Genomic DNA, 14,873 nt, shown 5'->3' on the forward strand with positions numbered 1-14,873 from the left:
GGGATCTCGTTCTGGGCCGTGTTCGCCGTCTTCTTCCCGGCGGTGACCGGCATCGAGGTCGGGATCTCGCTGTCGGGCGACCTCAAGGACCCGTCGAAGAGCATCCCTCGAGGGACCATCGCGTCCATTCTGGTCACGTCCGTCGTCTACATCCTGGCGGCGATCTGGTTTGCGACGCATCTGACGCCGGAGGAGTTGATCGGCAACACGTCCGCGATGTCGGAGATCGCGGCGATCCCGGCGCTGATCCTGGCGGGCGTGGCGGCGAGCACGTTGTCGAGCGCCCTAGGGAGCGTGCTCGCGGCGCCGCGGACGTTGCAGGCGGTGTCGAGCGATCGCGTCGTCCCGCGCTGGATGTCGAGCCAGATGGGCAGCGAGACCGAGCCTCGGGCAGCGGTGCTGCTGACGGGCGTGGTCGCAGTGATCGTGATCTGGGCGGGCGACATCGACGCGGTCGCGCCGGTCATCACGATGTTCTTCCTCAATACGTACGGGATGGTGAACCTGGTGGCCGCCATCGAGAAGGCGGTCGCGAACCCGAGCTTCCGTCCTCGATTCGCCGTCCCGGCGCTGGTGCCGGCGCTCGGCGCGCTGGGCTGCTACGGGGCCATGTTCCTGATCAACGCGCCGGCGACCATCGCCGCCATCGTGGTCACCTATGGGATCTACTTCGGACTGCGGAGGCGAGCGATGGTCGGGACGTGGGGCGACGTCCGCAGTGGTGTCTGGACGTCGCTCGCTCGGTTCGCCCTCCTCAAACTGGAGCGCGGCGGGGGCAACGACGACGCCCGCAACTGGCGTCCGAACCTGATGGTGTTCACGGGCCAGCCCCACAACCGAGAGCGCCTGGTGGCGCTGGCGGGATGGCTCAGCCTGGGGCGCGGCGTGGTCACGTTCAGCCAACTCATCACCGGCAAGGTCGATGACCCGAACAAGCCGGCTTTGCGCGAGCAGGCCCAGGAGCGGATCCGCACGTACATCCAGGACCACGGCATGACGGCCTTCGCCGAGGCCCAGATCGTGCAGAACTTCGCGACGGGCGCCGTGGCCGTCTCCCAAGCGCACGGCATCGGCCGGCTCGAGTCCAACACGGTCATGATGGGCTGGAGCGGGACGCCGGGCGGGCGGACGATGCTGCTGGGCGTCCTCCGCGACTTGGCCGACCTGGGCAAGTCCGTGCTGTACCTGCGCGTGGACGACTCGCACGGGTTCGGCGAGCGCCGACGGATCGACGTGTGGTGGGGCGGCCGGGGCGGCAACGGCGACCTGATGCTGTTGCTCGCGCACTTGGTCCGTCAGCACCGCGACTGGGACGGCGCCGCGCTCCGCGTCTTGCGCGTCGTCGGACGCCGGGAGGCCGTCGAGGGCGTCCACGCCGACACGGTCAAGCTGCTCGACGCCGTCCGCGTCGAGGCCGACGTCGAGATCGTGGTCCGAGGCGACCGAGCGTTCAACGAGATCGTCAACAAGGAGGCCGCCGGCACGGACCTGACCATCCTGGGCTTGCAGCGGCCCGACCTCGAGGACACCGAGTACGGCGAGCGCCTGAACACGCTGGTCACGCTCGTGGGGACCGTCCTGCTCGTCCACAACGGCAACCCCGGCTCGGCGTCGCTCGAGACGGAGTAGCGGCGGGGACGGCTCTCTCTGGCGACGGCCAGGGCCGACCTCGAGGACGACGGTCCAGCATCGCCTTGGATTGGGCTGTAAACCCGTCCGCCGCGGGACCTGCCCTTGAGCACGAGGAACGCGTGCGCCCTCGAGGGCGAACCACGACCGTGGCCTCCGACCTCCGCCTCCGACGCACGCTCACCGTCCGCTCGCCCGTGGACGGCGCCAAGCTCGTGCTCACCAAGAACCGTGGCGAATCGCGCGAGCACGTCCTGATGAAGGCAGCATTGTGGGTCCTGTACCGTCCCCACTTCCCCGACCTCCGGGTCGAGGTCCGAATCGGCGACGCGTTCAAGCCCGATCTGGTCGCGCTCGCCCCGCCGCCCGGCGGCCTGGCCTACGGCGACCTCGAGCCGACCTTCTGGGGCGAGGCCGGCAAGGTAACGCCGAAGAAGTGGGCCTCCCTCCTCCGCCGCTTCCCCGACACCCACTTTGTCTGGGCACGCTGGAACGAGCGTCTTCAGCCGCACGCCGCGACGTTGCAACGCGCGCTCGGATCTCGTCCTCGACGCGCTGCCCTCGAGGTCGTGCGTATCCCCCCATCCGTTTTGGTCGGCCTCGAGGCCGACGGCACGCTCGATGTCCGATTCGAGGACGAGCCCGGCAATGGAATCGCCGTCGAGCGCGTTCGGGTGGCATGGGGAAACGCCTGAGGCCTAGACTGTTAGCGGCCACCCGATCTTGATGCCATGAGTATGACCGAGCATGTCGTGTTGGTAGACGAGTCCGACCGCGAGATCGGGACCGCCGAAAAGCTGGCCGTCCACCGCGACGGGCGTCTGCACCGCGCCGTCTCCGTGTTCCTGTTCGACGAGCAGGGCCGGTGGCTCCTTCAGCGCCGCGCCGACGGCAAGTACCACTCGCCCGGGTTGTGGTCGAACACGGCCTGCACGCACCCGCGCCCTGGAGAAGCCCCTGCCGACGCCGCGAGCCGACGCCTCGACGAAGAGATGGGCGTCCGCTGCCTCTTGCAACCCGCGTTCGCCAAGGTCTACCGCGCCGACCTCGAGGGGCCGGAGCCGCTGGTGGAGCACGAGTTCGACCACGTCTTCGTCGGCCGGTTCGACGGCGAGCCGATCCCGGCCGAGGCCGAGGTCTCCGGCTGGAAATGGATCGAAGCCGCCGACCTCCGCGCCGACCTCGAGGAACGGCCCGAGCAGTACACGCCCTGGTTCCGCCTGTTCGCCGACGACGCGGCGCAATCGGCCGGCCTCGAGGGCGAGTAGAGACGGGAGCACTCGGACCAGCCATTCGCTCCCGTCCTCGAGGACGAGTCGGCGTAACACGTAGCCGAGGCCTCCGTAGAGACGCCACCCCTCTACCCCACCCCATGTCGGCCTCCGAAACCACCCTCGTCAGCGATGTCGTCACGTACAACGCCAAGGTCTGGCTGGCGGGCATCGCGGCGGCGTTGTTCGTCCCGCTCTCCCTCGTCGCCCTCGCCCTCGATGTGATCGCCCGGCGCACCGGAGAGCCTGACGCGTTGGCACGACGCGTTCTCGCCGCCAGCGCCCGGTTCGAGGAGGCCATCGACATCCACGGCGACCTGACCGACGTCCGCGTCACGCCGCACGCGGCGTAAGGACTGGCGCTCGGGCGGCGGCGCGGCCATCTTGAGACATGGCCCTTCCCGCCTCCCCTCTCCTCGAGAGCCGTACGACCGGCGCACTCCGCGCTCCGCCTGCGGCCTCGAGGCCGACGCCTCAAGACGGGCCGGCGTTGGCGAGGTCCGTGCTCTCGGTGATCGCGCTGTGGGCCGTCCCCGCCGCCATCGCCTTGGGCCAAATCTCGATCGAGCAAACCCTCGTTGGGGAGCCGGTCGCCTGGCGAGCCGCGCTCTGGACGACTCTCCCCAACTGGGTGCTGTGGGCCGCGCTCACGCCACCGGTCGTGGCTCTGGCCTCGAGGGTCGGGCCGAGCACAGCCCCCGCGTGGCAGATCGTCGCGGTCCACGCGATCGGGGCGACACTGGCGCTCGCGGCGCACTCCATCGGCAACGTCGCGGCGTTCCGCATTGCGGGGCTGCCGAGCGACTGGACGTGGGGCACGTTCGAGACGCACTATGGGCTCCGCTTCCACGTCAACGTCGTCTCGTACGCCCTGGTCGTCGCGGCCACGTGGGTCGTGATGGCGTCGCGCCGCGCCCGTGACCGCGAGCGCCGACACGCCGCCCTCGAGGCCGACCTGGCCAACGCCGAGCTGCGAGCGCTCCAGATGCAGGTCCGGCCGCACTTCCTGTTCAACGCGCTCCACGCCGTCGGCGCGACGGTCCGCAAGGGCGACGGTGACCAGGCCGTGACCATGATCGGCCAGCTCGGCGACCTGCTCCGGTCCAGCCTCGAGGCCGACGGGACCGCGATCGTTCCGCTCTCGCGCGAACTCGACGTTCTGGAGCGGTACCTCGCCCTCGAGGGCGTCCGCGTCGGAGACCGGCTGACGGTGGACTGGAACGTCGAATCGGATGTGCGTCAGATGATGGTCCCGGCCTGGATCCTCCAGCCCCTCGTCGAGAACGCGATCAAGCACGCCGTCGCGGCCCACTCGGGACCCGCCCGCATCGAGGTCGGCGCCCGCGTCCTCGAGGGCGATCTGGTGTTGACCGTCGAGGACGACGGGCCGGGGCTGGGCGCGACGACCACGAGCGGGACCGGCGTCGGACTGGCGAACACGCAGGCGCGGTTGGCGACCCTCTACGGCGACGACGCGTCGCTCGACCTCGAGGCCAACGCCGACGGCGGCACGACGGCCCGCGTCACGCTCCCCCTGTCCCGATGACGTTGCGCGCCCTGGTCGCCGACGACGAGCCGCTGGCCCGAGACACGGTCCGCTTGCTCCTGGACCCGGTCGAGGGCGTCGACCTCGAGTGGGAGGCCGCGGACGGCCAACAGGCGGTCGACACGATCCGCGAGCACCAGCCGGACCTGGTGTTCCTAGACGTCCAGATGCCCCACCTCGACGGGTTCGGCGTCATCGAGGCCGTCGGGCCGGACGCCATGCCGACGACCGTGTTCGTGACGGCGTTCGACCACCACGCGCTCCAGGCCTTCGACGCGGCCGCCGTCGACTACCTGGTCAAGCCGTACGACGACGCCCGCTTCCACCGCGCCTTGGACCGGGCGCGCACGTTCTGTTCTCCCGCCCTCGAGGCCGATGCGGCCAGCGACGTCGCCCTCAGGCTCCGCGCCCTCCTCGACGGACGCGACCTCGAGACGGCGGACCGGCTGCTGGTGCGCGAGGGGACGAAGCTCGTCGTCGTCGAGGCCGAGTCGATCGACTGGATTGAGGCGTCGGGCGACTACGTCGCGCTGCACGTCGGGCCGAGGACGCACCTGCTGCGCGAGACGCTGTCCGGCGTCGTGGCGCGGCTCGATGGTCGTCGGTTCGCCCGCGTCCACCGCTCGACGGCGATCCAGGTCGACCGCGTCCGCGACGTTCGGCCGCTGGCGAGCGGAGACGCCCGGCTTCGGCTGCGAGACGGGACGGAGCTCCGCGTGAGCCGGCGCTACTGGAAAGAGCTCGAGGCCCGATTGGGCGGAGCGGCCTAGCTCGCCCTCGAGGTCGAAACTGGGCTCGCGAGGTCGCTCGTCGCACCACGTCACCGTTGAGCCGTGCGCCTCCACCGCTCACCGATTGAGAGGACTGGAAAGGGCGAGAGCTTCCGTTGAGAGTGTGCATCCGGCGACCGCCGGGCTCTCTCCACTCTCCCCTATACCCATGCGTTTGCGCACCCTTCTCCTCGCCCTCGTCGCCCTGCCGCTCGCGGCCTCCGCCCAGCACCGCGGCGACATCGTCGAGGTCGCCTCTGGCAGCGACGACTTTCGAACCTTGGTCGCCGCCGTCCAGGCCGCCGGCCTGGTCGAGACCTTGCAGGGCGACGGTCCCTTCACCGTCTTCGCCCCCACCAACGCCGCCTTCGCTCGGCTGGGCGACGACGCGATCCAGAGCTTGCTCCGCCCTGAAAACCGCGACCAGTTGACGGCCATCTTGACCTACCACGTCGTCCCCGGCCGCGTCACCGCTCGTCAGATCGGACGGATCGACGAGCTCGAGACCGTCAACGGCCAATCGCTCTCGATCGGCGTCCGCATCGACGGCGCGGAGTTGGTGGCGACCGACATCGAGGCCTCGAACGGCATCGTGCACGTCATCGACCGCGTCTTGATGCCGCGCGAGATGCCGGCACCCAGCAGCCAGCGCCGCTCGTCGCATCACTGATCACGCTCGCCAGCATAACGGGGGCCGCCGGACGTCCGGCGGCCCTTCCTTTGTGTAGCCACTCCTGCTTTATGCGCGCCTTTCTACTCAGCCTTGCTTTCGTCGCCGCCGCCGCCGCACAGGTGCCGCCGGACCTCGCGGGCCGTTGGTCCGGCGCCGCGATCTACGACGGCGGAGCGCTCCGCCTGTTCGACCTCGAGGTCGAGGTCCCACGCCCGGACACCCTCGAGGTCGTGCTCACCCAGCCCTACAACGGGTTCACGCGCTTCGGCTTCCCGTTCGCCTATGAGCCCGGCGGACCGGCCGACGGCTTTCTCTCTGCCGGACTCTTCGGCGACGAGATGCGACTGCTCGTCGACCTCGAGGACGGGACGCTGCGCGGCACCGTGGTCGTCGGTGGGGACACGACGGCGACCGTCTCGCTCTCCCGAGTCCTCGACTACGACCTGCCGACGTTCGGCCTCGAGGACGTCACGTTCGTCGCGGGCCGAGACACATTGGCCGGCAGCTTGGTCGTGCCGCCGGGCGGCGGCCCACACCCGACCGTGCTGATGGTGCCCGGTCGCGGCTACGGCTACGGCCGGGGCGAGATGGGGAGTTGGGCCACGATGATAGCTCGAAATGGCATCGCGGCGTTCATCTACGACGCCCGAGGAACCGGCGTCTCGACCGGCGTCGACTCACTCACGACCGGCGCCGAGCGCGTCCAAGACGTCCGAGCCGCCCTCGATGTCTTAGCCGAGCACCCCTCGGTCCAGCCGGACGCCGTCGGCATCTTGTCGAACAGCGCTGGCGCCTGGGTTACGCCGCTCGCCCTCGAGGGCCGCGACGACGTCGCGTTCTGGGTGTCGCTCGTTGGGCCGGTCGGAAGCCTGGCCGAGCAGCAGTCCGCGGCGGTTCGCCAGCTCATGCGCGACTCGGGCCAGGCGTTCACCGACACCGATTACGCCGAAGCGACTGCATATCAAACACGCCTCGTCGAGGTCGCGTCGTGGCCGGAGGTGGCACCACTCGTCGAGGACGCCCGGTCACTTCCGTGGGCCGAGTTCGCCGACCTACCGGAGGGACCGGACGACGAGCAGCTTCGCTACTTCGCCCGGCGCCCCGGCTTCGACAACACGGCCGCCCTCGAGGCGCTCCATGTCCCGGTTCTCGCCATCTACGGCACCGCCGACTGGATCGTCCCACCGGGCGATCACGTGCCCGCCCTCGAGGCCGCTGCCCAACGCGCCGGGTTCGACCTGACGCTGTTCGTCCTCGAGGGCGTGGACCACTCGCTTGGGATTCCAGGTGGCGAGGTCGGAGACGGGTCGTAGCCCGAACGCTACACGCGCGTCTGGGGCCGCCCCGGACGACTGTTCACCACCATCGTGGACTGGACGCGAAGCCGAGTCGGCCTCGAGTAGAACGCGGCTCCAAAAGAGAGCCGTACCTCTTCCCCAACCCGAGCGGTCGTCTTACAGCGTCGGCGTGGGGCGGGCGTTGCCCTCGAGGCCGTCGGCGTAGCCGGTCATCTCCAAGAAGCCGACGCCCGCCGCGGAGCCCGTGACCACGACCGAGCCTTCCCAGTAGCGGACCGTCGCGTCGAGCTCCTGCTCGTCGAACGCGGCCTCGACCTCGAGGTCGATTCCCTGGTCCGGCACGCGCAGGCGCCAGCGCGTCGGGTAGTCGCCGCCCAAGGGGCTCGACCATGTCGCGAGCGGCTCGAGGGAGTACATCCCCGAGTCGAGGTGGATCTTGGTCCCGTCCTCCAAAACGAGCGAGCCCTTCGAGAGCGGGTCCTTCGTCCCGTCGGTCTGGCGGAGCTGGTACAGCATCAGGTCGCGGCCGTCGTCGAGGTGGAGCGCGAACCAGTCCCACCCGACTTGATTCTCACTCAGCGCCGACGTCGACCACTCGCGGTCGAGCCACGTCAGACCCTCGACGGGGATCGCCTCGCCGCCGATCGTGATCGTGCCCGTCGTCGCCATCCGCGTCTGGGCGTAGTAGTAGCTCGCGTTGCCCTCGCCGGCGCCCTTCTGGCTTAGGCCTCGGTCGCCCTGAAACACGATGGGCTTGACGGGCTCGGCCTCGAGGTCGAACGCGGCGCCGTCGGCAGAGCCGGTGAGGCGGATCGGGACGGGGCCGTCGGCGGGTCCGGTGGCTTCCAGGCGGACGGGGCCGAGGAATGCCGCGACGGGATCGGAGCTCGCGCCGGCCAGCCCCGCCGCGCCTCTCGAAAAGCGCTCCTCGTCGTAGAACCGCTCGGCCTCGAGGTCGCCGATGGCCGTGTGGGCCATGTACAGTTGGTTCGCGCCCCACCCCGACTCCCGGGCTCCGACCGTGTCCGGCGCGAGCGCCGAGCGGAAGACGGTGAACTGGATCCCGAACCGCCGGTCCGTGCCGTCGGTCGCGCGGACGTTGCCGGTCACGTACCACCACTCGGCCTTGAAGGCGGGGTGCGGCCCGTGGTCCTCGGGGAAGACGAAATCGCGGACGCGGTCCGCCCGCGCGTAGCCGACGGTGTCGCCCGACATGGCCTCGGCGACGGACACGCTCGCGCTGACCGGTTGGCGGCTCCCGTCGCACGCGGCGAGCGCGATCACGAGCGGAGCGAGAAGCAGGAGACGGAGAGCCACGACGATCAGAATTTGGTAGACCATGGGACGCCCTCGAGGGCGGACCTGATCCGCCACCTTCGTCCTCGAGAACCGCCCGACAACTCATCGTCCTCGAGGGCGTAGACTTCGTTCCGCTCCCCTTTCTTCGAGATGCGCTTCGCCTTCCTCCTCCTCCTGATCCTCGGCGTCATCGGCATTCTGCTCGCGACGCAGGACGCGAACCTGACCAACGAGGTCCGCCTCGCCCTTCCGTTCACCGACGCCGACTGGACCGGCCCAGTGCTCTGGATGATCGGTGGGTGGTTCGGAGCCGGTCTCTTGCTCGGCTACCTCGTCGCGCTCCCGGGCCGCGTCGGCGCGTCGATGCGGGCGCGCAAGATCGAGAAGCAACTCGGCACGACAGAGGTCAAGAAGGACAAGGCCGTCAGCGCGCTCAACACCTCGGCACCGATCTCGGCCTCGAGGACGACTCCGCCCGCGACGGAGGCCGACGAGATGCAGAGGTTGGCCGACGAGGTCGCCCGGCGTACGGAGTCGGTCCAGGCCACGCCGCCGCCCAAGGTGTGACCTCGGGCGCTCTCCGCTAGTTGGTGCCCTTAGCGTCGTACACCGTCACTACGTCCGAGCCGATGTAGCGCTCGAGGATGGGGCTGAGGTGTACTCTCGAGACCAGGTCGACGTCACGGCCGAGCGCGTAGCTCAGTGTCTCCTCGAGGTCGAGGAGGTGGTCCAGAGTCGCAGCGCCCGGGTCGAACTCGTAGAGGAAGTCCAGGTCGCTCGACCCATGGGCCTCGCCGCGGGCCGCAGAACCGAACAGGACGAGCGATCGCAGACCGAGCCGTCGAAGAACGGGCTCTTGAGCACGGAGGGTGTCCCGAATGTCGGTGAGTGATGTCATGATGACTCGAGGAGGGCGCCGACCTGAGCGTGGAGGTCTGGAATATCGGCCACGACGACGTTCCAGATGATGTCGTAGTCGACCGCCCAGTAAACGTGGGCCACGACGTTGCGCAGTCCTCGGATCTTCCTCCACGGAACAGAAGGGGACGCCGACTTGAACTCGTCGCTGAGCTGCCCGACTGCCTCGCCAATGATCGAGAGACTCCGCTCCTACGCGAGGATCAAGGTCTTGTCAGCGAGGAACGCTTCCTTCGCAAGCCCCTCCGACGTCTCGATCAGGTACGCCGTTTGCTCCAAGACGTGCTCGAGGTAGAAGCGGGGCTCTTTCACAATGGTCGTGGTCCGTCCTCGAGGGCGCTACCGGACGCGTGTAAACGGCACCGTCTCGACGCGGCTCGGTGTCCGCAGTTGCGCGAGGTAGACGCCCGCGACGGACTCGAGGCCGCTCCACTGCGCCCGTCCGTCCTCGAGGGCGACCGACGCGAGCTGACGGCCTCGAGCGTCGAACACGACGACCGTTCCGGCGCGGGCCGACGACTCGAACGAGACCGCGCCAGTCGACGGGTTCGGGATGACGCGCAAGCCCACGTCGCCGGACGGCTCGGCCGGCCTCGAGGTCGGCATGCCGGAGGACCAGAACAGGAAGCCGCCTGACGAGGTGCCGGCGATGATCTCGGGGCGGGCGTCGCCCTCGAGGTTGCCCAGCGTCGGCGTGGTGCGGCGGCGGGCGGCCTCGATGGGCTCGGCCTCGACGAACCGGGGCGCGGTGAGCGTGCCGGTGTTCTCAAAGATGCGCATCTCGCCTCGGGCCGTACCGATCAGCAGGTCGAGGTCGCCGTCGCCGTCCAAGTCGCCCAAGGCTGGGGCGCTGTCGCCGTCGACCTCGTCGGGCAGACCGATCTGGTCGCGGAACGCCAAGTCCGTGCTGTCCGGCCGGCCGTTGCTCGCGACCGTAAACGCCGGCTCCCTCGCCGTCCCGACGTTCCGGTAGACGCCCACGCGACCGTTCGACGACCCGCCGATCACGTCGAGGTCGCCGTCGCCATCGAGGTCACCGAGCGTGGCCCGGCCGTACTGCCCCGTGTCGATCCCGCCCCACCGGTCGTCCTCGCGGACGTACTCCGGCCTCGAGGACGTGCCCACGTTGCGCAGGAAGGCGAAGCGGCCGTTGAACCCGCCGACCAGCAGGTCGAGGTCGCCGTCGCCGTCCAGGTCGCCGAAGGCAGGCGCGTAGGCGCCGAAGTCGTAGGCCAGCTCGAGCCAGTCGGCGTCCTCGAGGACGAACGACGGCTCGGTCACGGTCCCGACGTTCTCGTAGAGGGCCAGGTTGGCACGCGTCGGGTCGTCGGGGTTGGACTCGTTGGCGAGCACCATGTCGAGGTCGCCGTCGGCGTCGAGGTCGGCCAGGGCGACGGTCGAGCGGGTGCCGTAATCGAGGGCGTACAGCAGCCGGTCGGTCTCGAGTCGCAGGTCGGGCTCGGTCGGCGTGCCGACGTTCTCGAACCCGATCAGGTTGGCGACGGCCGTCTGGGTTTGGAAGCACAGCCCCCGCTGGACGCCAACGACCAGGTCGAGGTCGCCGTCGGAGTCAACGTCGCCGTAGGTCGGGGCGTTGTAGCCGCCGGACGTCAGGGGTTGGCCGACCGGGAATCGCTCCGACTCCAAGACGAGGTTCGGGTCGGTCGGCGTTCCAACGTTGTCGAAGTAGAACAAGCTCGGGGCGAAAAAGTCGCCCCAAAACAACTCGGGCGCGCCGTTTCCATCGAGGTCGGCGACGGCGATCGCGTTCGCACCGTGCTTGCCGGATCCCCGGCCGGGCACGTTGGGAGACGGCAGGTTGGGCGCCGCACCACCCTGCGAGCGGCACTGCGGGTTCTCCTCGTAGATCACGATGTCCTGGAACTCGTCGGTCACGAACTCGAAGACCGGCACGCCGTCCCTAAGCCCGACGTGTTGGTACGTCGTGATCGTCCCGACGTCGGCCTTGCCGGAGAACAGGTCCGGGTCGCCGTCGCCATCGAGGTCGGCCAGCTCGGGGATCGACGAGTCCTCGATGTTGACCGGCTCGCCATCCACATCGCGCAGGAGCTCGGCGCCGACCTCGAAGGCGGCTTGCTGCGGCGTCCCGGTGTTGCGCCAGTAGCGGACGCGCCCCGGTGCCCCGCGCGCCAGCAGGTCGAGGTCGCCGTCGCCATCGAGGTCGCCGAACGTGGCCCAGTTGCCGGGCTCGATGCCACCCAGACGGTCGGTCCGCCAGACGTACTCGTCCTCGACGCGCTCGAAGAACTGGAGTCCGGCGCCGCCCACGTTGACGATCAGGTCCGCGTCGCCGTCCGCGTCGATGTCGACGAGAGCGGGTCGCGGCTCGAAGAAGCCCCCGGCGAATGGGAAGTCGACAGCTTCTCCGCCCTCGAGGACGGGGAACGGCGTCGCGTCGCGCGTGAACGACTGAGCCGCTGACAGTGGGGCGAGGACGAGAAGCAGAAGAAGCGAGCGCATTCGAGGTCTAAAAAATGAGAGGACGTTGGGCTACGCCGGCCTTACGGCTCTCGAGGACGGATCAACGAGCGTCGGCTGGTGCGACCTCGAGGCTGATCTGCCTTAGGAACTCAGGGGCGAAGTCGGCACCGTTAGACCACGACACCGTCCGTGTTTCGGGGTCGACGTAGGCGCTTGCAAACATGGCTTCGTCGCGCAACGGCTCGAACACCTCGCCCTCGAGGGCGTCGCTCAGGTCGACTTCCCGTTCGGTGCCATCTGTAAACGAGACGACGAGCCGATAGCCATCGAGGTAGCGGACGTTGGTGACGTGGAGGAATGGGTACGACATGGCGATCAGGTCAACGGTTCGATCTGCTCGAGAGGCTCACTCGCTCTCGCGAGATCCCAGTTTCGCATGAGATCGTCTTCGTGGAGGCTGGCCCACTCGAGGACGAGTCGTAGAGCTCGCTTTGACATCTTTCCAGTGACGGCGCCGCCTCGGATCTCGACGATCACCTCGTCCTCACCGTAGCGGGCGTGGAAGTGAGGCGGGGCGTGGTCGCGGTAGTTCAGAAAGACCACGATGCCGAAGAAGCGCGAGACAGTGGGCAAAACAGAACGGGTAGCGGCTACCGGGGCGAGGGCTAGTCTTCAGGAGTCATGTTGCCGTGGTCCATGCCCTCGTGGTCCATGCCGCCATGATCCATCCCGTCGTGGTCCATCCCGCTGCCCATCAGCATCACCGGCTCCAAGCCGGACGGATAGGCGCCGAGTTGAACGACGCCGAGCAGCTCGCCCATCGGCGAGAACGCGGCCAGGTTGCCGAACGCCTCGGCCCCTCGCGCCTCGCCCGTTTCGGGGTCGTTGAACAGGAAGTCCGGCGTCCACGCGCCGTTGAGGTTGGACGAGGTGACGAAAAACTGCGACCCGTCCATGGCCGGCGCCGGGCTGTGGGGCTGGCTCAGCGGTCCAGCCGGAGCGGCCTCATCGACCGAGCGAAGCATCGCCCGCGTGTCGGCATCGAGGATGGAGATCGCGTCGCCGCGCTGGTCCGGGATGAGAAGCGCTGAGCCGTCGTGGTTGGCGTGGGCGTGGTACGGACCGTCGCCGGCCGGGGCCGCGCCGTCGAACGACAGCGTGCCGTCCTCGGCCAACGTCATGAACAGCACCTCGTCGGTCGACCTCGAGGTCAGCGTCACGGTGTACGGGTAGGTCGCCATGGAGTGGCCGCTATGGCCGCCGCCCATGTGGTGCGCGCCCAGGATGCTGAAGTGGATGAACTCGCGCGGCTCGCCGTCGGTCGGGATGACCACCAACGCGGCGTCGCCGGACTCGGCGTCGTAGACCATCGCCCTCGAGGCCGACTGCGTGCCGGTGAGCTCGGCGGTGATGGCGTAGCGACCGTCCGGGGTGGCGGCCATCGCGTGCGGGACGTTGAACGGCGTGTCGATGACCTCGACCTCCATCGTCTCGCGGTTCAGGATGGCGAACCCGTTGGCGAGCGGGTCGGACAGCGTCGAGCGGCCGACGAACATCCGGCTGGTGGACGGGTCGAGCGACATCATGCCGGGCGTCGCGAACACGCCGTCCTCGGTCCGACCGAGCAGGAACGCCGGGTCGCTCGGATCGAGGCTCATGTCCAGGCTCACCTTGGCGACGACGCCCGCGGAGACGAGCGAGACGTAGGCGGCGCTCCCGTCCATCTCGAACGTGAAGTGGTGCGGGCCGTAGGGCGCACTCGGGATGCCCAAGTCGTCGAAATAGATGCGTCGGATCAGCCTCAGCGATTCGGCGTCGATGATGGCGACGTGGTTCTCGGCCTGGACGCCGGCGAACAGCAGGTTGGTGGCGTCGGCGAACGGGATCCTCTCGCCGTCCTTGGCGCCGTCCTCGATCCAGCGCTCGAGGTAGCGGACCTCGTCGTCCTCGAGGTCGCGCAAGTTCGGGAACGGGATCTCGGTCGAGGCCGGCAGGTCCTTGACGAACCGGAGCATCAGGCTGCCTTGGCTATCGAAGGGAACCACGAACCCGCTCGGGCCGGCCATGACGACGTCCTCGAGGTCGTAGTCGGCGGGGTCCCCGGTGCCGCCGGCCGTCGGCGCCAGGACGTTGCGGGCGGCCAAGAGCGGGCGGACGTGCGTGTCGTAGTCGAACGAGTCGAGGGCGTCGTAGTCGACGCCGGCCGGGTCGAAACCGTCGTCCGCGAGCGACTTGGTGGTGTCGCAGGCCGCGAGGACGAGCACGAGGGACGCGAGGGTGAGAAGCCGAGTCATGGTCGAGGCGGAGAGTCAGGGGACCGAACGCACCGGCGCTCGGGCCGGTTCGGGAAAGGAACGGCGAGAGCGCGTGCAGATTGACGGAGCGGTGCGGTTTCGGCGAGACTTCCGACCTCGAGGACGGGTGTTGACCTCGAGTGCGGTTTGCGAAAGCGTCGGTTCCGGGTAGGGGCGACACAGTGGAATGCCCAGCGCAACGTCCAGGGCAAACGGAGCACCATAGCGAAACGTAGCGCGTCGAGATTCTTCGACTCCGCTGCGCTGCGCTCAGAATGACGTTGTAGGTGGGGTCGGATCATCGACGATCGGCGCGGTCAACGTGAGCGTGCTGCCACTCTCCCTTCTCACCAACAACGTCATCCTGACCGCGAAGCGACGGCGCAGCCAGCCAGCCGAGGGATCTCGACGCGCATCAGGGTACCGCGCAGTCCCGGAGCGACCTCGAGGACGGCTCCGCGCTGATCTCGTTCGTCCTCGAGGACGGCGCATTCCCGCCGACGCGACCTCGAGGGCGTCCTACCTTTCGGCGTGTCGCTTCCCGCCCCGATCACTCGTTCCAGCCGCGTCGCCGTCGTGGCGCCGGCCTCCGCCGCGCTCGACCGGTCCGACATGGACGCCGGCATCGACGCGCTACGCGCCCGGGGCCTCGAGGTCGAGGTCTACGAACCCGGCCGGCTCGGCTACCTCGCCGGCCCCGATGCGGACCGCGCCCGTGCGCTCAACGCCGCGC

16 protein-coding genes and 1 pseudogene are annotated in these 14,873 nt (G+C 69.1%); 10 read left to right on the top strand and 7 right to left on the bottom strand.

Annotated elements, in window-relative coordinates:
* The 8 genes from WBA11_RS07235 to WBA11_RS07270 form a co-directional block, all read left to right on the top strand.
* Positions 1–1,629: amino acid permease (locus tag WBA11_RS07235; RefSeq protein WP_424520028.1), on the top strand; the 1,629-nt coding region annotated here is incomplete at its 5' end.
* Positions 1,630–1,778: 149 nt separating this feature from the next.
* The gene (locus WBA11_RS07240; RefSeq protein ID WP_424520029.1) at positions 1,779–2,324 is read left to right on the top strand and encodes a hypothetical protein; all 546 of its coding nucleotides are present in this window, start codon (positions 1,779–1,781) and stop codon (positions 2,322–2,324) included.
* Positions 2,325–2,360: 36 nt separating this feature from the next.
* A complete protein-coding gene (gene idi / locus WBA11_RS07245; protein WP_424520030.1) occupies positions 2,361–2,897 on the top strand; it encodes an isopentenyl-diphosphate Delta-isomerase in 537 nt (178 codons plus the stop codon).
* 104 nt (positions 2,898–3,001) lie between these two features.
* Positions 3,002–3,253 carry a hypothetical protein gene (locus tag WBA11_RS07250; protein WP_424520031.1) on the top strand — a complete coding sequence of 84 codons (252 nt, stop codon included), beginning with the start codon at positions 3,002–3,004 and terminating at the stop codon, positions 3,251–3,253.
* A 38-nt stretch (positions 3,254–3,291) separates the two neighbouring features.
* On the top strand, positions 3,292–4,446 hold the full coding sequence (locus WBA11_RS07255; RefSeq protein WP_424520032.1) for a sensor histidine kinase: 1,155 nt from the start codon (positions 3,292–3,294) through the stop codon (positions 4,444–4,446).
* Entirely contained in the window at positions 4,443–5,216 is a 774-nt protein-coding gene (locus tag WBA11_RS07260; RefSeq protein ID WP_424520033.1) for a LytR/AlgR family response regulator transcription factor, read from the top strand. Before WBA11_RS07255 ends, WBA11_RS07260 begins: the two co-directional genes overlap by 4 nt.
* Before the next feature lie 169 nt (positions 5,217–5,385).
* Positions 5,386–5,886 (top strand): fasciclin domain-containing protein, encoded by a 501-nt coding sequence (locus WBA11_RS07265; RefSeq protein ID WP_424520034.1) that lies wholly within the window; start codon positions 5,386–5,388, stop codon positions 5,884–5,886.
* A 71-nt stretch (positions 5,887–5,957) separates the two neighbouring features.
* The gene (locus WBA11_RS07270) at positions 5,958–7,202 is read left to right on the top strand and encodes an alpha/beta hydrolase family protein (protein WP_424520035.1); all 1,245 of its coding nucleotides are present in this window, start codon (positions 5,958–5,960) and stop codon (positions 7,200–7,202) included.
* Positions 7,203–7,343: 141 nt separating this feature from the next.
* On the opposite strand, the gene WBA11_RS07275 is transcribed toward WBA11_RS07270, so the two are convergent.
* Positions 7,344–8,528, bottom strand: a complete 1,185-nt coding sequence (locus WBA11_RS07275) for a lipocalin-like domain-containing protein (protein WP_424520036.1) — start codon at positions 8,526–8,528, stop codon at positions 7,344–7,346.
* Positions 8,529–8,636: 108 nt separating this feature from the next.
* Between WBA11_RS07275 and WBA11_RS07280 the strand changes: the two genes are divergently transcribed.
* Positions 8,637–9,053: a LapA family protein gene (locus WBA11_RS07280; RefSeq protein ID WP_424520037.1), complete on the top strand. Its 417-nt coding sequence runs from the start codon at positions 8,637–8,639 to the stop codon at positions 9,051–9,053.
* 16 nt (positions 9,054–9,069) lie between these two features.
* On the opposite strand, the gene WBA11_RS07285 is transcribed toward WBA11_RS07280, so the two are convergent.
* The 6 genes and pseudogenes from WBA11_RS07285 to WBA11_RS07310 form a co-directional block, all read right to left on the bottom strand.
* Positions 9,070–9,384 carry a nucleotidyltransferase family protein gene (locus WBA11_RS07285; RefSeq protein WP_424520038.1) on the bottom strand — a complete coding sequence of 105 codons (315 nt, stop codon included), beginning with the start codon at positions 9,382–9,384 and terminating at the stop codon, positions 9,070–9,072.
* Positions 9,381–9,584 (bottom strand): annotated as a pseudogene (locus WBA11_RS07290) (DUF86 domain-containing protein); the annotation flags it as partial. The gene WBA11_RS07285 and the pseudogene WBA11_RS07290, both read right to left, overlap by 4 nt.
* 159 nt (positions 9,585–9,743) lie before the next feature.
* A complete protein-coding gene (locus tag WBA11_RS07295; protein ID WP_424520039.1) occupies positions 9,744–11,885 on the bottom strand; it encodes a T9SS type A sorting domain-containing protein in 2,142 nt (713 codons plus the stop codon).
* A 61-nt stretch (positions 11,886–11,946) separates the two neighbouring features.
* On the bottom strand, positions 11,947–12,216 hold the full coding sequence (locus tag WBA11_RS07300; protein WP_424520040.1) for a DUF2442 domain-containing protein: 270 nt from the start codon (positions 12,214–12,216) through the stop codon (positions 11,947–11,949).
* Between the two features lie 5 nt (positions 12,217–12,221).
* On the bottom strand, positions 12,222–12,479 hold the full coding sequence (locus WBA11_RS07305) for a DUF4160 domain-containing protein (RefSeq protein ID WP_424520041.1): 258 nt from the start codon (positions 12,477–12,479) through the stop codon (positions 12,222–12,224).
* A 32-nt stretch (positions 12,480–12,511) separates the two neighbouring features.
* Positions 12,512–14,140, bottom strand: a complete 1,629-nt coding sequence (locus tag WBA11_RS07310) for a YncE family protein (protein WP_424520042.1) — start codon at positions 14,138–14,140, stop codon at positions 12,512–12,514.
* A gap of 531 nt (positions 14,141–14,671) precedes the next feature.
* Here WBA11_RS07310 and WBA11_RS07315 point away from each other — a divergent pair.
* A partial coding sequence (locus WBA11_RS07315; protein WP_424520043.1) for an LD-carboxypeptidase occupies positions 14,672–14,873 on the top strand: 202 nt, incomplete at its 3' end.

This window comes from Rubrivirga sp. (genome assembly GCF_049648075.1).
Taxonomy (GTDB): domain Bacteria; phylum Bacteroidota; class Rhodothermia; order Rhodothermales; family Rubricoccaceae; genus Rubrivirga.